This window comes from Micromonospora sp. GCM10011541, assembly GCF_042650725.1.
Classification (GTDB): Bacteria; Actinomycetota; Actinomycetes; order Mycobacteriales; family Micromonosporaceae; genus Micromonospora; species Micromonospora sicca.
In genome coordinates, this window is record NZ_JBHSBP010000002.1 from 146,804 (window position 1) to 163,462 (window position 16,659).

Here is a 16,659-nt window from a genome sequence, read left to right on the forward strand (position 1 = left end):
GGGAGTGTGGCCGCGACAGCTCCGTCCACGGCCATCGATGTAACACCTTTCCCGCCCCGTGCGCTGCGCTCCAACCGGGGCTGACCAGGGAATACGTTCCTCAGCAGACCATCAGCGTCGACGAATGCGAAGAGACCTTCTGTAACGAAGACGTGACGGCGGCGATATCTGGCCGGCCGGAAATTCCCGCCGCACCGGGAATCTGATCCCGGGTCACCCGGGAAGCCGACGTCGCATCCTCCGAGCAGCTGTCCACTGACGAGGGACACGACAATGCGTACGGGGCCGCCCGGCCGCGGCAGGACGTACGGGGCGCTTCTCGGGTCGGGCTCGGCGGCCGCTACCGTTCCCCGTCTGGGGAGGTGCCGGTGTACGTCGTATCGGTGATCAATTACAAGGGCGGGGTGGGCAAGACCACCATGACCGCCAACCTCGGGGCCGAGCTGGCCAACCGGGGGATGAAGGTGCTGCTGATCGACCTCGATCCGCAGGCCAGCCTGACGTTCAGCTTCTACGAGCCGGACGACTGGCGGGATCGGCTGCGCGACGAGCGGACGGTCAAGCGCTGGTACGACGGGCTGCGCGGGGACACCCCGAAGGTGACCCTCGGTGAGCTGGTGGTCTCCCCCGGCCCGGCGAACGCGCACCTCAAGGGCGCGGGCCGGCTCGACCTGATCGCCTCCCACCTCCAGCTCGTCGACATCGACCTGGCGCTGGCCCGGGGCGTGGCCGACGGCGACGAGTACGACGCCGAGCTGTTCCGGGTGCGGGGCTCGCTGGCCGAGGGGCTGCACGACGAGGCGCTGGACCCGTACGACCTGGTGCTGATCGACTGCCCGCCGAACTTCAACGTGGTGACCCAGTCGGCGATCATCGCCAGCGACCACCTGCTCATCCCGGCGAAGGCCGACTACCTCTCCACGCTCGGCATCGACTACCTGCACGGCAACGTCCGGGAGCTGGTCGACCGGTACAACGCGGACTCCCGCCGGTTCGCCACCATCCGTCGGCACCACAAGGTCGCGCCGGGGATCGCCGGCGTGGTGTTCACGATGATCCAGCTCATGGCGCAGCGCCCGGTCGCCGCCCATCAGGGCTACATGGACCAGGTTCGGGCGCTCGGCGTACCGGTCTTCCCGACCGCGCTGCGGGAGAACGTCACGCTCTTCGCCACGAACACCCCGCGCGGGGTGCCGGTGGTGCTTCGGGACCGGGTCACCGCCCCGCCGGTCCGCGAGGAGCTGCGACAGATCACCACCGAGTTCCTCGCCCACCTCCAGCCCTCGGGAGCCACGGCATGACGGATTCGACGCCCGCCGTGCTGGCCCGGGTGGCCGAGTTCCTGGCGGGTCTCTCCGCCGCCGACGTGACCGCGCTGGCCGAGGGACGCTCCCGGCTCGCGCTGCTCCCGGACCCCGCCGCGCCGCCCGCCCCCACCCTCACCTCCCCCATCCCGGCCACCTCCCCCATCCCGGCCACCGCGCCCTGGCCGGGCACGCCGAGCCCCGGACCGACGGACGCGCCCGGCGCGGGCAGGCCGAACGCCGGACCGGGGAGCGTGGGCTCACCCGGTGCCGCGCCGCCCGCGGCCGGGTCGGCCACTTCGGCTGTCGAGCGCGGGTACGCCGCGCTCGCCGCCATGTCGCGGCGCGACGACGGCACGGCGTACCTGGCGGAGTGGACGACGCGGGACCTGCGGGCGCTGGCGGCGCGGGCGGGGCTGCGCGGGGTGACCGGACTTCGGAAGGTGGAGCTGGTCGAGCGGATCGTCGACCGCACCATCGGTTTCCGGCTCGACTCCACCGCCATCCGCCAACGCTGAGGCACGTAACCCGGCGCGGCGCCGGTCGAGGACGACCGCAGCCGGGCAGCGGCAGGTAGCACCGCGAGCGTCATGACTCTCCGGCATATTTATGACTGTCAGGCATGTTCCTCGACGAGCATCAACCCTGTGGACGCGACACCCCCAGGTGACGCGACGACACGCCGATCAGCCGGCGTCGAGCCACGACGTGGATGACGGCCATCGGCGCGAGCGTCATCACATAGGCTGCACCGCGAGACACCTCGACGGTGAGGAGACCCGGATGGCCGACGGCACGAACCGGTACGCCGCCCTGCTGCGCGGGGTCAACGTCGGCGCCACCCGGCTCGCGATGGCCGACCTGCGCCGGCTGGTCGCCGACCTCGGCCACGAGGAGGTGAAGACCTACCTGCAGAGCGGCAACGTGGTCTTCACCAGCACCGCGACGGACACCACGAAGCTGGCGCGGGGCATTGAGCGCGCGCTCGCCGACGAGTTGGGGCTCGACGTGCCGGTGCTGGTCCGCAGCGGCGCCGAGCTGACGGCGGTGATCGAGGGCAGCCCGTACGCCGACCGGCAGGACGATCCGACCCGGCTGCTGGTGGCGTTCCTCGCGGCGCCGCCCGCGAAGGCCCGGGTGGGCGCGCTGACGGTGCCGGCCGGCGAGAACGTCGAGTACACGGTGGCCGGTCGGGAGGTCCACCTGCACTTCCCCGACGGCGGGTACGGCCGGACGAAGTTCACCAACGCGTACCTGGAGAAGCAGCTCGGCGTGGTGGCGACCACCCGCAACTGGAAGTCGGTGTGCGCGCTGCGCGACCTCGCGGCGGGCTGAGCGGCCACTCAACCGTCCGGCTGAACTTCACCTTTTCGATCTTGTCCTGCGGTCCGCGGCCCCGGTACGCTCCCGGCCGCCAACGTCATTCGTGAAAGGACCACCGTGACCGCTCCCGTTTCGGCCACCGCTCAGAAGTCCTGGGTGGTCGCGCTTTTGCTCTGCTTCTTCTTCGGCGTGCTCGGCGTGCACCGCTTCTACGCCGGCAAGGTCGGCACCGGCATCCTGCAGCTCATCACCTTCGGTGGTCTCGGCATCTGGACGCTGATCGACTTCATCCTGATCCTGGTCGGGTCGTTCAAGGACAAGCAGGGCCAGCCGCTCGCCAAGTGAGCAGCGCGCGGAGGGGCCGGGATCGGGCGATCCCGGCCCCTCCGCCGTACGCCTAGAAGTGGTAGGCGGTGTGGTACTCCGGCACCACCACGCGGCTGCGCGGGGACGCCTTCCGTACGGCCGCGATCAGGTCGTCGAGGCGCTTGCGGTCGCTCGGCGCGACGGTCGGCGGGTTGGTCAGCGGGGTCTCGAAGTTGTCCCAGTGCACCGGCACCACGACCTTCGGGTGGTCCAGCGCCGCCATCAGCCGGGGCACGTAGTCGGCGGTCGAGGTGGTCGCCGCGGACGCCACCATCGCGACGTCCGGGGCCAGCCCGGCGAGGTTGCGCTCGTCGAGGTCGCTGGCCCCCATGAAGAACACCGCCGGGCCGCCGGCGACCCTGATCTGGTACGCCAGGGTGTCGCCCTCGGGCAGGTCCGCGATGGTGGCGGGCATCGGCGGCGGGGACACCCGCACCCCCGGGAAGGCCAGCGAGTACGCCCCGTTGCGGCTGTGCAGCGAGCTGACCACCTCGACGGTGTAGTCGCCGAAGTCGAGCACCTCGCCGCCCTTCACCGGACTCAACTGCCCGGCCGGCACCCCGTACGCCAGGCCCAGGTGGTAGGCGGTGAGGGTGCCGAAGACCCGGGCGCCGGTCCGGCCGGCGATGTGCGGCACGTCGTTGTAATGGTCCCAGTGGGTGTGCGTGACCAGCACGTTCTCCGCCCGGTCCACGTGCCGGTCGACGACGGCGGTGTCCACCTGGAGCGGGGTGGCCGGGTCGAAGGCGCCCCGGAACAGGCCGGTGTCGAAGCGGCTCAGGTAGGGGTCGACCAGGACCGTCCGGTCGCCGATGTCGATCCGCCAGCCGGACGTACCCCACCAGCGGAAACTGACCGCGCCACGGCGCCGGCCGGTGCTGGCGGCGACCGACGCGGTGGCCGGCGGGGCCGCCTGGGCCGGCGTGGTCAGCGCGACGGCGGCGAGCCCGCCGGCGGAGACGGCGGCGGTGCCGACCGCGGCGTCCCGGAGCAGCCGGCGACGGTCGATGCCGGACGTACGGTTCTCGGGCATGGTGCGTCCTCCCCGTGGAGTTCGGTGATCGGTACGCCCACCCCAGCACCCGGACCGGCCCCACGTCCAAGATCGACCAGCCGCACCGTCGATATCCGGTCGCATATCGGAGCAGGTCACGGCGGGTGCCGGCGGGCCGCACCGGTGGCGAACTCAGCCGGCGCGCAGCGCCTCGACGGCCACCCGGGCGGCCTCGCCCATCGCCAGGTCCACGTCGATCCGGCGGGTGTCGAGCCGCTCGGTGCGGGTGGACACCGCGATCGCGTACCGGCCGCCGTCGGGGTACTCGGCGACCCCGGCCTCCAGGTGCAGGCCCGGCAGCGTGCCGCTCTTCGCGGCGATCCGCACCCCGGGCGGGAAGCCGGAGGCGAGGCGGGTCCAGAAGAGCTGCCGGCCCATCAACTCCCGGACCATGGCGCACGCGGCGGGCGGTCCGGCCTCGTCCCGCCAGATCAGGCCGAGCAGCCGGGTCAGCTCCCGGACGGTGCTGGACGTGGTGTGCGCCGGGTCGAAGACCCGCATGGCCCGGACCCGCTCCGGGGGCAGTGTCGGGAAGATCCGGGCGAAGTCCGCCTCGGTGCGCGCGCCGACGTCGGCGAGCATCGTCTCCACCAACTGCCGGGGGCCACCCACGATCCGGGTACGCGACAGCCCCAGCTCGGCGGCGAGCATCGGCACCACGTCCGGGCCGACCCGGCGGAGCAGCAGGTCGGCGGCGGTGTTGTCGCTGACCGACATGGCGAAGTAGGCCAGGTCGCGCAGGGAGACCTCGGCGTCGTCGGCGCAGCCGGCGATCCCCCACCCGCCGAGCCGGTCATCGGCCCGCACCAGCACCCGCTCGGTCGGGTCGAGCTGGCCGGCGGCGACCTGCCGGGCGAACTCCAGCACCAGCAGGATCTTGAACACCGAGGCGATCACCACCTGCTCGTCCGCCCGAACGGCCACCTCGCCCGCCCCGTCACCGTCCACCTCGACGACGTGCAGGTTCCCCCGAATCCCCACTCGCCCGAAGATCTCCCCGATCCGCTCCCCCACACCCACCCCCACACGCTAACGCCGCCTCCACCCCCCCCGATCTTGCACTTCGGCCCGCGATCCGCGTGGCTCGGAGTGCCCGGGCAGCAACCGCAAGATCGCCGCAAGTTCGGGCGGAGGTTAGGGTGCGGGAGTGGATCTGCTGCGGCATCTGCGGCACTTCGTGGTGGTCGCCCGGGAGCTGCACTTCGGGCGGGCGGCGGAGGCGTTGGGGATGGCGCAGCCGCCGCTGAGCCAGTCCATCCAGCGGCTGGAGCGGGAGCTCCAGGTCGAGCTCTTCGACCGGTCCCGGCGGCAGGTCCGGCTCACCACCGCCGGTCAGCTGCTGCTCGGCGAGGCCGACGAGCTGCTCGCCGGGGAGCAGCGGCTGCGCAACCTCATCCACCAGGTACGCCGGGGCGCGCTGGGCGTGCTGCGGGCCGGCGTACCGCCGGAGACCCCGGCGGTGACGCTGCGCGTGCTGCTGGACCGGCTCGCCGCCGAGGCCCCCGGGCTGGAGGTCGACCTGCACGAGCTGACCAGCGCCGAGCAGGTCCGGATGCTCGCCGAGGGCGGGCTCGACGCGGGCCTGCTGCACCACCCGGTGGACTCGGCCGGGCTGCGGTTCGGCCCGACGGTCGACGCACCGCTGGGGGTGCTGCTGCCGCGGGCCTCGCCGCTGGCCCGCGGCCGGCAGGTCGACCTGGCCGAGTTGGCCGGGCTGGATCTGGTCACCGCGCCTCCGGCGACCGCGCGCGGCCTGCACGACCACGTCCTGGCGGTGTGCCGGCGGCACGGCTTCACGCCCGATCGGGTCCGGCACGCCCGCAACCCGGAGTTCCTCTTCGCCCTGGTGCTGGCGGGCGGCGCGGTGGCCATCGAGCCGGAGGCGCTGGCCCGCCGGGAGCCCCGGATCGCCTGGCGGCCGGTGGTCGGGAATCCGCTGGTGAAGCGAACCTCGGCGGCCTGGCCGGACCGTTCGGCGCACCCGGCCGCGCCGATGTTCGGGCAGCTCGCGGCCGAGGTGCTGGCGGTGGCCGAGCCGGCGCTCGCCCCGCCGATTCCGCCGGTGGCCCGGCCGTGGCCGGTCCTCTTCGAGGCCGGTCAGGCGCCGACCGGCTGAGCGACCGAAGGAGACCCTTGTCGCAGATCACCCGCAAACCGCTGTGACGAAGCGGCGCCGTCGGGTACGACAAGGAAGTGAAAGGCGCGCCCGGCGGGCCGTGGCAGCGCTCCCGCGCCGGACGGGCACCTTGACGATGGGAGAGACAGCCGCATGGCGAACCCGATTCCCGACATCTCGCTCAACGACGGCAACACCATCCCGCAGCTCGGCTTCGGGGTCTTCCAGATCGAGCCGAAGGACACCCCGGCGGCGGTCGGCAAGGCGCTGGAGGTCGGCTACCGGCACATCGACACCGCCGAGATGTACGGCAACGAGGCCGAGGTGGGGCAGGCGGTCCGCACCTCCGGGCTGGACCGCGGCGAGGTCTTCGTCACCAGCAAGCTGAACAACGGCTTCCACCGGCCCGACGACGCCCGCAAGGCGTCCGAGTCGACGCTGCAGGCGCTGAAGTTCGACTACCTGGATCTGTTCCTGATCCACTGGCCGCTGCCGACCCTCTACGACGGGGACTTCGTCTCCACCTGGAAGGTGCTGGAGGAGTTGCAGCGCGACGGCCGGGTCCGGTCGATCGGGGTGTCGAACTTCCAGGTGGCGCACATGGAGCGGCTGGCCGCCGAGGCGGACGTGGTGCCGGCGGTGAACCAGATCGAGGCGCACCCGTACTTCGGCAACCAGGAGGTGCGCGCGTACGACAAGGCGCACAACGTCGTGACGCAGGCGTGGTCCCCGATCGCGCAGGGCAAGGTGCTCGACGACCCGACGATCGTCGACATCGCCCAGCAGGTGGGCCGCACCCCCGCCCAGGTGGTGCTGCGCTGGCACGTGCAGCGCGGCGACGTCGTCTTCCCGAAGTCGACCACGCCGAAGCGGATCGAGGAGAACTTCCAGATCTTCGACTTCGAGCTGGACGGCGCGGCGATGGACCGGATCACGAACCTGGACAAGGGCGAGGCCGGGCGGCAGGGCCCGAACCCGGACACCTTCGACTACGTACCGAGCTGACGTAACGCACCGGAGGAGCGCGGCGCAGGTAAGGAGGGGGCCCGGGAGGGCCCCTTCCTCGCGTACGAAAGGACCACCTCGCCGCGATGATGCGCCGCCGCCTCCCGCTCGCCCTGCTGTCGTTGCTGATCGTCGCCGGAGTCGGCGCCTGCGGGCCGGCCGCGGCCCCGCGGGCCAGCCAGTGGTCGGCGCCGCCGACCCCCTCGGCGACGCCCCCACCGCCGCTGCGGCCCGCGCCCACCACGGCCGCCCAGATCCGCAGCCGGGTGAAGGCCGCGATGCTGGACCTGGACGCCGACTTCCACCCGAAGACGGCCGACTACGCCGAGGAGAGCACCGAGGCGGTGAAGCTGATCGCCCCCTGCCGGGACAGCCTGCCGTCGGACCGCAAGCGCAGCGGCCAGCGGGAGCGGCTCTGGCGCGGGGAGAAGATCTGGCTCCGCCAGTACGTCGTCGGCTATCTGAAGGTGCCCGGCCGCAAGCTCGCCGACGAGCTGCGCGCGACCCTGGCCAAGTGCAAGCGGTACACCTACTCGTCCGACGGCAAGGTGTCGACGATCGTGCGCCCGTCGCCCCCGCTGCTGCCGGACGGGCCGGAGACCATCACCTTCTGCGAGCGCCTCGCCAGCAGCCGCCCGTTCCACCAGTGCACGCTGCTGCTGGCCCGGGGCAACTTCGTGCTGGAGATCGACGCCTCCGACGAGAACGGCGACCTCGCGGCCACCCAGAAGCTGCCGACCCGGCTGGCCCCGCTGGCCGTCGCGGCCCTGCAGAAGGCCGCCTGATCTCAGGCGCCGACGCCCTCGGCGATCCGGTGGAACGCCGCCTGGGTCGCCGAGCCCGGTTCGGGGACGTAGACGATCAGCCGCTGGTCGGTCTCCGGGACGTGCAGCACCCGGCATTCGAACTCCAGCGGCCCCAGCTCGGGGTGGTCGATCCGCTTGACGGTCGGGCGGCGCTCGCCGACCTCGTGCTCCGCCCACAGCGCGGCGAACCGCGGCGACACCCCCAGCAGCTCGGTGACGAGCGCGGCGATCGCCGGGTCGCCCGGGTAGCGGCCGTACGCGGCGCGCAGGTCGGCCACCGAGGACCGGGCGAAGCGCAGCACCTCCGGGTCGTCCCAGTACGACCCGGGGACCTCCCGGCTGAACATCCAGCGGATCATGTTCCGCTCGGCGGCCGGCACCGCCGACAGCTCGCCGACGAACCAGGTGGCCAGCCGGTTCCAGGCCAGCACCTCGTAGCTCGCGTCGACCAGGTACGCCGGGGTCCCGGTCATCGAGTCGAGCAGGTGCCGCAGCCCGTCGGAGACCACCCGGCTGGGCCCGGCGGACTCCGGGGCGCTCTCCCCGGCGATCCGGAACAGGTAGGCCCGCTCGTCGCGGGTGAGCAGCAGCGCCCGGGCCAGCGCGGCGAGCACCTGCCGGGACGGGTGCGGCCCGCGCCCCTGTTCCAGGCGGATGTAGTAGTCGATGGACATGCCGGCGAGCTGGGCGACCTCCTGGCGGCGCAGGCCGGGCGTGCGGCGGCGTACCCCGTCGGGGAGGCCGACCTCGGCGGGGCGCAGCCGGGCGCGGCGGCTGCGCAGGAAGGCGGCCAGCTCGTCGCGGCGCACGGTGGTCATGTCCTCCAGCTTGCCGCACCCGGGGCCGCCGAGGGTGGTACCGCCGGTCCCAGCATCGGCCGGTCTCTCCCGGCCGGCCACGCCCGGCGGCAGGCTCGACGGCATGACGACATCGACGATCGCCCTGATCACCGGGGCCAACAAGGGAATCGGGCTGGCCACCGCCCGGCAGCTCGGCGCGCGCGGGTGGACCGTGCTGTTCGGCGCGCGGGACGCGGCGCGCGGCCGGGAGGCGGAGCGGGCGCTGCGCGACGGCGGCGCGGACGCCCGGTTCGTGCCGCTGGACGTCACCGACGAGGCGTCGGTCGCCGCCGCGGCCAAGCTGGTCGAGCAGGAGTACGACCACCTGGACGTGCTGGTCAACAACGCCGGCATCGTCCGGGCCGACGGCACGGCCCTGCCCAGCGAGACCACCCTCGCCACGCTGCGCGAGGTGTACGAGACGAACGTGTTCGGGGTGGTGATGGTGACCAACGCGCTGCTGCCGCTGCTGCGCAAGGCCCCGGCGGCCCGGATCGTGAACGTCTCCAGCGAGGTCGGCTCGATCGCCGTGATGACCGACCCGCAGGGCGTCCTGTTCGCGCTGACCTCGGTGCCGTACCCGTCGTCCAAGGCGGCGCTGAACATGGTCACCGCGATGTACGCCAAGGAGCTGCGGGACACCCCGATCAAGGTGAACGCGGCCAACCCCGGCTACTGCGCCACCGACCTGAACTCCAACAGCGGCTTCCGCACGCCGGAGCAGGGCGCCGAGGTCAGCGTGCACCTGGCGACGCTGCCGGCGGACGGGCCGAGCGGCCTGCTGTGGGGATTCCAGATGGACGCCGGCGGCGGCTACGGGGTGCTGCCCTGGTGACCGCTTGACTTCGAGCGCGCTCGAAGGTCGAGGGTGGTCGGCGTCGGCTCTCATCCCACGGGGAGGACACTCATGAGATACCGCACGATCGGCACCGACCCGGCCACCCCCCGCGAGGTCAGCGTGCTCAGCCTCGGCGCGATGCTCTTCGGCACCGCCACCGACGAGGCCACCTCGTACGCCATCCTCGACCGGTACGTCGAGGCCGGCGGCACGTTCATCGACACGTCGGACAACTACGCGTTCTGGCAGAACGGCGGCCAGGGCGGGGAGAGCGAGGAACTGCTCGGCCGGTGGCGGCGCAGCCGGGGCGTCGGCGACGAGATCGTCGTCGCCACCAAGCTCGGCGCCCGGCCGCTGGCCCCCGGGACCAGCTACGTCGACAACCCGGAGGGCCTGTCGGCGAAGGTGATCCGGGAGTCCGCCGAGCACAGCCGGGAACGGCTCGGCGTGGCGAAGCTCGACCTGCTCTACGCGCACATCGAGGACCGGACCGTGCCGCTGGAGGAGACCGTCACGGCGTTCGCCGAGCTGGTCGGCGAGGGCGCGGTGGGCCTGCTGGGGGCGAGCAACCACCGGGCCTGGCGGGTGGAGCGGGCTCGGGCGCTCGCCGCCGCGGCCGGCCTGCCCGGGTACGAGGTGCTCCAGTACCACCACACGTACCTGCAACGCCGCTTCGACGTGCCCAGCGAACTGGACCCGGACGGCGACGTCGGCGCGGTCGGCCCGGACCTGGCCAGCTACCTGCGGGCCGAGCCGCAGCTGACCCTGGTGGCGTACTCACCGCTGATCCGGGGCGGCTACAGCCGGGCCGACCGGCTCGGCCCCGCGTACGACCTGCCCAGCACCCCCGGCCGGCTGGCCGCGCTGCGGGAGGTGGCGGCGCAGACCGGGGCGACGGTGAACCAGGTGGTGCTCGCCTGGCTGATGGGCGGCGACGTGCCGGCGATCCCCCTGGTGGGTGCGTCGTCGGTGGCCCAGCTCGACGAGAGCCTGGCCGCGGTGGACCTGGAGCTGACCGCCGAGCAGCGGGCCCGCCTCGACGCAGCGCGCTGACCCGGACGCCGTTCCACTCGCCCGCTGTCGCCGCAGGTCAGGTGGGGCTCCGCCGATCGGACCGAGGTGTCGGCCGTCCGTGCGGCGGCGGACGGCCGGATCGCGGCGGGATCGGCACCCGCGCGCCGGCTGATCGGATCATCAGCCCTCGAGATCGGGTCGCCCGTCCATGGAAGTACAGGTCGGGGAGCCAGATACTGCTGTTGATCACTTGCGTGGTCGACGACAGGAATGGGACCGACACACCGCATGAGCACCTACCGGCGTACCCGGGTCGTGGTGGTGGTGCCCGCCTACAACGAGGCGGGCACCATCGCCGCGACGGTCCGCGCGCTGCTGGCGCAGACCCGACCGGTGGACCGGCTGATCGTGGTGCCGAACAACTGTTCCGACGACACCGCCGCGATCGCCCGGGCGGCCGGGGCCGAGGTGTGGGACATGCCCGGCCCGAACCCGCACAAGAAGGCCGGCGCGCTCAACTGGTCGATCAATCTGCTCCTGCCGTACCTGCACGACCGGGACATGCTGCTGGTCACGGACGCCGACAGCATTCTCGCGCCGGGCGCGGTCGCCGCCGCCGTACGCGGGCTGCAGCGGCGGGGCGTCGGCGCGGTCTGCGCCGACTACCGGCTGGACCGGCAGCCCCGGCTGCTGGACGTCCTGCAGGGCAACGAGTACGCCCGGTTCTCCCGATGGGTGTGGCGCAAGGGCGGCAAGGCGGTCGTGCTCTCCGGGGTGGCGACGCTGTTCCGGGTGCCGGTGGTGCGACAGATCCTGGCCGGTCGGGCCAGCGGTGAGCTGCCCGGCTACCGGGGCGAGTTCTACCATCGTGACCCGGCCACCGAGGACATCGAGATGACCTTCGCGGTCCGGTCGCTGGGCTACCGTCCCCGGGTCGCGCCGGGCTTCGACGCGATCACCGACTCGATGCCCACCGTCCAGGCGCTGATCACCCAACGGGTCCGCTGGCAGCGCGGCATGCTCGACTCGCTGCGGCTGTACGGCTTCCGCTGGTGGAACGCCGGAAACTGGCTCCGGCAGCTGGGCATCTACAGCAGCTCCCTGCTGGTGCCGCTCTACCTGGTCGCGGTGGTGGCCGGCTGGTTCATCCTCGGCGCCCTGCCGTGGGATCCGCGCTGGCTGCCGGTCACCGGCATTTTCGTCGCCGAGCGGGTGCTGACCGTGCGCCGGCAGGGCTGGTGGGCGCTGCTCACCGCCGCCGCGCTGCTCCCCGAGTGGTGCTACGAACAGGTCCGCTCCTTCGCCTACTGGCGGGCGCTGGCCCAGACCGTACGCGGGACCGACCGCGTGTGGATCAACTCCTGACAGAAAGGCACTCCTCATGTACACGCGTGGATGCGCGGCAGCCGCCGCCGGTTGCACTGCCACCCTGCCCGTCACCGGGGTCAGCCTCGGCTGGTCGGTGGTCGCCGGGGCAACCCTGCTCATCGCCGGCCTGGCCCTGATCCGCCTCGCCCCGGTCATCCGGCGCCGGCCCCAGGAGCGCTGACCTCGTCGTCACGGCGCGGCGGGACGGGCCGCGCCGTGACCCTCACTCCCGCTCGGCGGTGAGGTCGACCCGCCAGTCGTTGGAGCGCATCAGGTGGCCCGGCGGGTACTCGAACTCGGTCTCGCCCACCAGCGTGAAGCCGGCCTTGCGGCAGACCGCGTTCGACGGCGGGTTGTCCACCGACGGGTAGGCGTGCGCCCACCGTCGGTCGCCGCGCGCCGCGGCCGCCGCGACCGCCGCGCGCACCGCCGCGGTCGCCAGCCCCCGCCCCTGGTACCCGGGCAGCACCGCCCAGCCCATCTCGAGAGCCTGGCCGCGGTGGACCTGGACCTGAACGCCGAGCAGCGGGGTCGCCTGGACCAGGCGCGGTAGGCGCGGGGCGCGCTGGTCGCCCCATCCCGGCGGTGCGGTGTGGGCAACTTTGTCTCGTGTTGCGAAATTCCGCCGTTCGGCGCTTTCCCGTCGGCCGTCCGTCTGTCCGATGCGACCGTAATTGAGAATCACTCCCGACATTGTCTCTCGTTATGTGGGTGTAACGGGGTTGCTCGCGGCACGCTCTGCGGCCGGACCGGCTTTGCAACCGACGTGACTGCTGAGGTGACGGGAACGGGGCCCACGCACAGATGGCGATGACTTCACGGGTGGCTGCCCCATGAGCACCTACCGCCGCACGCGCGTCGTCGTGGTGGTGCCCGCCTACAACGAGGCGGCCACCATCGCCAAAACCATCCGCGCCCTCCAGGCGCAGACCCGGCCCGTGGACCGGCTGGTCGTCGTACCGAACAACTGCTCCGACGACACGGCCGCGGTCGCGTGGGCGGCCGGGGCCGAGGTGTGGGAGATGCCCGGCCCGAACCCGCACAAGAAGGCGGGCGCACTGAACTGGGCCATCAACCTGCTGCTACCGCAACTCGACGACCAGGACATGCTGCTGGTCACGGACGCGGACAGCATCCTCGCTTCCGGTGCGGTCGCCGCCGCCATCCGCGGACTGGAGCGTCGGGGCGTCGGCGCGGTCTGCGCCGACTACCGGCTGGACCGCCAGCCCGGGCTGCTGGACATCCTGCAGGGCAACGAGTACGCCCGCTTCTCCCGCTGGGTTTGGCGCAAGGGCGGCCATGCCGTCGTCCTGTCCGGGGTGGCCACCCTCTTCCCCGTTCCGGTGGTCCGGCGGATCCTGGCCGCCCGCGCCGTCGGTGACCTGCCCGGGTATCGGGGCGAGTTCTACCACCGCGATCCGGCCACTGAGGACATCGAGATGACGTTCGCGGTCCGATCGCTGGGCTACCGCCCACGGGTCGCCCCCGGATTCGAGGCCATCACCGACTCCATGCCGACCGTCCAGGCCCTCATTACCCAGCGGGTCCGGTGGCAGCGCGGCATGCTCGACTCGCTGCGCCTGTACGGCGTCCGCCGGTGGAACGCCGGCAACTGGCTGCGGCAGCTCGGCATCTACACCAGTTCGCTCCTCGTCCCGCTCTACCTGGCCAGCCTGATCGCAGGCTGGTTCCTGATCGGTTTCGTCCCGTGGGACCCCCGTTGGCTCGCGGTCACCGCCGTGTTCGTGCTCGAGCGCGTGCTGACCGTCCGCCGGCAGGGCTGGTGGGCACTGCTCACCGCCGCCGCGCTGCTCCCCGAGTGGTGCTACGAGCAGGTCAGGTCGTTCGCCTACTGGCGGGCGCTGGCCCAGACCGTGCGCGGGACCGACCGCGTGTGGATCAATTCCTGAGAAGAAAGGCACTCATCATGTATCAGCGTGGATGCGCCGCTGCCGCCGCCGGCTGCTCGGCCTCCCTGCCCGTCACCGGCGTCAGCGTCACGTGGTCGCTGGTGGCCGGCGCGACGCTCCTGATCGCCGGCATGGCCCTGCTCCGGCTCGCCCCGAGCATCCGGAGCCGTAGGGCGCAGGCCCGCTGACCCTCGCTGCCACGGCGCGCGGCCCTCGGCCGTCGCGCCGTGGCGCCTGATCACCTCAACCGGTCAGCTCGATGCGCCAGTCGTTGGAGCGCATCAGGTGGCCCGGCGGGTACTCGAACTCGGTCTCGCCCACCAGCGTGAAGCCGGCCTTGCGGCAGACCGCGTTCGACGGCGGGTTGTCCACCGACGGGTAGGCGTGCGCCCACCGTCGGTCGCCGCGCGCCGCGGCCGCCGCGACCGCCGCGCGCACCGCCGCGGTCGCCAGGCCCCGGCCCTGGTACCCGGGCAGGATCGCCCAGCCCATCTCGTAGACCTGCTCGCCGCGCCACTCCCGGGCCCAGTAACCGACGCTGCCCACCTTTTCGCCGTCGGGCAGCACGACGCTGAACATGGTGCCGCTGCGCGGGCCCGGGCCGCGGACGTACCGCTCGTGCCGGGCGACCACCTGCTCCTCGGTCTCCGGGCCCCCGGTGTGCGCGCGGACCTCCGGCGCGTTGAGCTGTCGCAGCAGGTCGAGGTCGCCCTCGCTCCACGGCTCAATGCGCACCTCGGTCATGTCGCCCCCCCGTTCTCCCGAGGGCTCATTGAAACAGCCGCCACCGACGATTCCTTGCACATCACCCTTGATCGCGGGATGCCCTCGTCGACCCGGGGACACGCGACAACTGGTGGCTCGACTGGGCCGAACGGGGATCGCCGCCAACCAGCTCGGTGAGTCGTCGGCATGGCGGATGGGTCAGCGGGTACGCGAGGGCGCGACAGATCACGTCGAGCGGCAGCGCCCACGGTTGGGAGACCGATCGGAGACTGCGATGCGGGGAACATCATCGCGACCGCGCGCACACAATGCGGTCGAAGCGCGAGTGACGATCCGGCGCCCGGTGCGGGAGGTTTTCGCGTTCTATCGCGACTTCACGAACCTGCCACGGTTTCTGGGCGATGTCATGGCCGTCGAACAGGTGGGCCCAGCGGTGTCCCGATGGACGATACAAGGCCCGCTGGGCGTTCGGTTCAGGTCGACGATGAGGGTGACCGAGGAGCGTAGGAACGAGGTCATCGGCTACGAGACGCGCTCCCTGCCCGGGCTGCGGACCTACTGGGAGGTCCACTTCACCAGCGGCCCCGCGGTTGGCGAGACCGAGGTGCGCGAGGTGATGCGAACGCCGCTGGGGAGGCTGGGGCACCTGGTCCTCGCGTTGATGGGTAAACCTCCCGCCGGGGAGGTGCCGGCAAATCTGCGCAGATTGAAGGAAGTGCTGGAGACGGGAAGGGTGACCAGCTTGGACCATTCCGTGGCGGGCAAGTTCGGCTAGGGTACGGCGGCTCCTGGCAGCCGTAACCCCCTGGCGTGGGGCCGGCCCATGCCCGCCTCGCTCCGGCGGTCGGCTGGGCCGGGCTGGCGCGAGCTACCCGGCCCACGCCTCCCGGGTGGTGACCACGGGCCTACCGCTGCGCACCGATTCCTCGATGGCGAGGCTGATGAGGTGGTCCTGGCACGCCTCGGCGAGGGGATAGGGTGCCGGCCCTTCTTCTCGGGCCCAGGCACCGGTACGAGCCACGATGTCGGCCACCGCGAGGTCGTCATCGGACAGACCGCTGCCGACGAACGGATTGCGGTAGACGACGCGGCCGTCGAAGCTGATGTGCTTCAGGTCGAGCCCTTCGAGGTTCAGGTCGACGCCGGTTTGCCGCCGCACCAGGGACGACTCCACAGGCGTCGTCGGGTCGACCAGGCGGACGACCCGGTCATCCACCATCTCGCCCAGCGAGCCCCGGACGACCAACCGACGCGAACGCAGCGGGTTCCACCACTGGTTGTCGGTGAAGTCGTACAGCCCCATCCGCCCGCCGAAGTCGATGGTCGCGAGGGTGGTGACAAGCTGCTGGGGCGTCATGTCACCGCTCCAGCCCTCCGGTGACAAGGGGTTGGCCAGCGATGCGACGAAGGCCCGCGCGCTGACCTCGGCGGTGTCGTACCCGACTCCCAGCAGGCCACGGATCAGCGAGACCGCGTGGTACAGGTGCGTCGAGGAGATCTGGACGGAGGTGGGCTCGCCCAGCACCCCGGCGCGGATCAACTCCAGCCGGGCCGCGTGCCCGGGCATCAGCAGGTACTGCTCGGCGACCTGCACCAGGCCGCTGTCCCCCACGTCGGACCACAGCGACCGCAGCCCGGCGAGGTCAGGGGCGGGCGGCGTCTCGGCGAGTACCGGCACACCAACGGCGACCAGTTCGCGGGTCACGTCGGGCGTCACCGACCAGGGCACCGACACGATGACGAAGTCGGGCCGCTCGTGCGCGAGCAGGTCGGCGGCGGAACGGAAGGTCGGCACGCCCCACTCGGCCGCGACCTCTTCCCCACGCGATGCGGTACGGGTGACCACCCCCGTCACCCGGAAGCGCTGTGGCAGCAGCCTGGCCAGCCGCAGGAAGAACGCCCCCCGCCAGCCGCTGCCGACGATGGCGAACCGAGTCTGGACCGCGGTTGTCATCTCAATTCCTGACGTCGAGACCGGATGTTGAGCCGT

General features: G+C 72.2%; 20 protein-coding genes. 14 read left to right on the forward strand and 6 right to left on the reverse strand.

Translation table 11 applies throughout. The features are described 5' to 3' along the window. The first annotated feature begins 368 nt into the window (after window positions 1–368). From ACFOYX_RS00885 to ACFOYX_RS00900, 4 genes are all read left to right on the forward strand, one after another. Window positions 369–1,301, forward strand: a complete 933-nt coding sequence (locus ACFOYX_RS00885; RefSeq protein ID WP_322442529.1) for an AAA family ATPase — start codon at window positions 369–371, stop codon at window positions 1,299–1,301. Continuing rightward, entirely contained in the window at window positions 1,298–1,822 is a 525-nt protein-coding gene (locus ACFOYX_RS00890) for a hypothetical protein (RefSeq protein WP_322442528.1), read from the forward strand. Before ACFOYX_RS00885 ends, ACFOYX_RS00890 begins: the two co-directional genes overlap by 4 nt. A gap of 265 nt (window positions 1,823–2,087) precedes the next feature. Then, window positions 2,088–2,639 carry a DUF1697 domain-containing protein gene (locus tag ACFOYX_RS00895; RefSeq protein ID WP_322442527.1) on the forward strand — a complete coding sequence of 184 codons (552 nt, stop codon included), beginning with the start codon at window positions 2,088–2,090 and terminating at the stop codon, window positions 2,637–2,639. Between the two features lie 105 nt (window positions 2,640–2,744). After that, the gene (locus ACFOYX_RS00900; protein WP_109801640.1) at window positions 2,745–2,972 is read left to right on the forward strand and encodes a TM2 domain-containing protein; all 228 of its coding nucleotides are present in this window, start codon (window positions 2,745–2,747) and stop codon (window positions 2,970–2,972) included. Between the two features lie 52 nt (window positions 2,973–3,024). Here ACFOYX_RS00900 and ACFOYX_RS00905 read toward each other — a convergent pair whose 3' ends face one another. Continuing rightward, complete coding sequence (locus tag ACFOYX_RS00905; RefSeq protein WP_322442526.1) at window positions 3,025–4,026, reverse strand: MBL fold metallo-hydrolase; 1,002 nt, start codon at window positions 4,024–4,026, stop codon at window positions 3,025–3,027. Between the two features lie 153 nt (window positions 4,027–4,179). Continuing rightward, a complete protein-coding gene (locus ACFOYX_RS00910) occupies window positions 4,180–5,067 on the reverse strand; it encodes a serine hydrolase (RefSeq protein ID WP_322442525.1) in 888 nt (295 codons plus the stop codon). 127 nt (window positions 5,068–5,194) lie between these two features. On the opposite strand from ACFOYX_RS00910, the gene ACFOYX_RS00915 reads away from it, so the two are divergent. From ACFOYX_RS00915 to ACFOYX_RS00925, 3 genes are all read left to right on the forward strand, one after another. Further along, the gene (locus ACFOYX_RS00915) at window positions 5,195–6,163 is read left to right on the forward strand and encodes a LysR substrate-binding domain-containing protein (RefSeq protein WP_322442524.1); all 969 of its coding nucleotides are present in this window, start codon (window positions 5,195–5,197) and stop codon (window positions 6,161–6,163) included. Window positions 6,164–6,316: 153 nt separating this feature from the next. Next, complete coding sequence (locus tag ACFOYX_RS00920; RefSeq protein WP_322442523.1) at window positions 6,317–7,168, forward strand: aldo/keto reductase; 852 nt, start codon at window positions 6,317–6,319, stop codon at window positions 7,166–7,168. Window positions 7,169–7,254: 86 nt separating this feature from the next. Then, window positions 7,255–7,953 carry a hypothetical protein gene (locus ACFOYX_RS00925; protein ID WP_377533754.1) on the forward strand — a complete coding sequence of 233 codons (699 nt, stop codon included), beginning with the start codon at window positions 7,255–7,257 and terminating at the stop codon, window positions 7,951–7,953. 2 nt (window positions 7,954–7,955) lie between these two features. Here the strand turns inward: ACFOYX_RS00925 and ACFOYX_RS00930 are convergent, their stop codons facing one another. Beyond that, entirely contained in the window at window positions 7,956–8,792 is an 837-nt protein-coding gene (locus ACFOYX_RS00930; RefSeq protein ID WP_322442521.1) for a helix-turn-helix transcriptional regulator, read from the reverse strand. 103 nt (window positions 8,793–8,895) lie between these two features. Here ACFOYX_RS00930 and ACFOYX_RS00935 point away from each other — a divergent pair, with 103 nt between their 5' ends. The 4 genes from ACFOYX_RS00935 (at window position 8,896) to ACFOYX_RS00950 (ending at window position 12,214) form a co-directional block, all read left to right on the forward strand. Next, the gene (locus tag ACFOYX_RS00935; protein ID WP_322442520.1) at window positions 8,896–9,648 is read left to right on the forward strand and encodes an SDR family oxidoreductase; all 753 of its coding nucleotides are present in this window, start codon (window positions 8,896–8,898) and stop codon (window positions 9,646–9,648) included. A gap of 72 nt (window positions 9,649–9,720) precedes the next feature. Then, window positions 9,721–10,704, forward strand: coding sequence for an aldo/keto reductase (locus ACFOYX_RS00940; protein ID WP_322442519.1), 984 nt, complete (start codon window positions 9,721–9,723; stop codon window positions 10,702–10,704). 249 nt (window positions 10,705–10,953) lie between these two features. Next, window positions 10,954–12,030, forward strand: coding sequence for a glycosyltransferase family 2 protein (locus ACFOYX_RS00945; protein ID WP_322442518.1), 1,077 nt, complete (start codon window positions 10,954–10,956; stop codon window positions 12,028–12,030). A gap of 16 nt (window positions 12,031–12,046) precedes the next feature. After that, window positions 12,047–12,214, forward strand: coding sequence for a hypothetical protein (locus tag ACFOYX_RS00950; RefSeq protein WP_322442517.1), 168 nt, complete (start codon window positions 12,047–12,049; stop codon window positions 12,212–12,214). A gap of 42 nt (window positions 12,215–12,256) precedes the next feature. Here the strand turns inward: ACFOYX_RS00950 and ACFOYX_RS00955 are convergent, their stop codons facing one another. Continuing rightward, window positions 12,257–12,727, reverse strand: a complete 471-nt coding sequence (locus tag ACFOYX_RS00955; RefSeq protein ID WP_322442516.1) for a GNAT family N-acetyltransferase — start codon at window positions 12,725–12,727, stop codon at window positions 12,257–12,259. Between the two features lie 139 nt (window positions 12,728–12,866). On the opposite strand from ACFOYX_RS00955, the gene ACFOYX_RS00960 reads away from it, so the two are divergent. Further along, a complete protein-coding gene (locus ACFOYX_RS00960; RefSeq protein WP_322442515.1) occupies window positions 12,867–13,943 on the forward strand; it encodes a glycosyltransferase family 2 protein in 1,077 nt (358 codons plus the stop codon). Between the two features lie 17 nt (window positions 13,944–13,960). Beyond that, window positions 13,961–14,131, forward strand: coding sequence for a hypothetical protein (locus tag ACFOYX_RS00965; protein ID WP_322442514.1), 171 nt, complete (start codon window positions 13,961–13,963; stop codon window positions 14,129–14,131). A 55-nt stretch (window positions 14,132–14,186) separates the two neighbouring features. Here the strand turns inward: ACFOYX_RS00965 and ACFOYX_RS00970 are convergent, their stop codons facing one another. Beyond that, window positions 14,187–14,687, reverse strand: a complete 501-nt coding sequence (locus tag ACFOYX_RS00970) for a GNAT family N-acetyltransferase (protein WP_377533755.1) — start codon at window positions 14,685–14,687, stop codon at window positions 14,187–14,189. Window positions 14,688–14,943: 256 nt separating this feature from the next. On the opposite strand from ACFOYX_RS00970, the gene ACFOYX_RS00975 reads away from it, so the two are divergent. Beyond that, the gene (locus ACFOYX_RS00975) at window positions 14,944–15,444 is read left to right on the forward strand and encodes an SRPBCC family protein (protein WP_322475139.1); all 501 of its coding nucleotides are present in this window, start codon (window positions 14,944–14,946) and stop codon (window positions 15,442–15,444) included. Between the two features lie 93 nt (window positions 15,445–15,537). Here ACFOYX_RS00975 and ACFOYX_RS00980 read toward each other — a convergent pair whose 3' ends face one another. Beyond that, complete coding sequence (locus ACFOYX_RS00980) at window positions 15,538–16,623, reverse strand: Gfo/Idh/MocA family oxidoreductase (protein ID WP_322442991.1); 1,086 nt, start codon at window positions 16,621–16,623, stop codon at window positions 15,538–15,540. Between the last annotated feature and the right edge of the window lie 36 nt (window positions 16,624–16,659).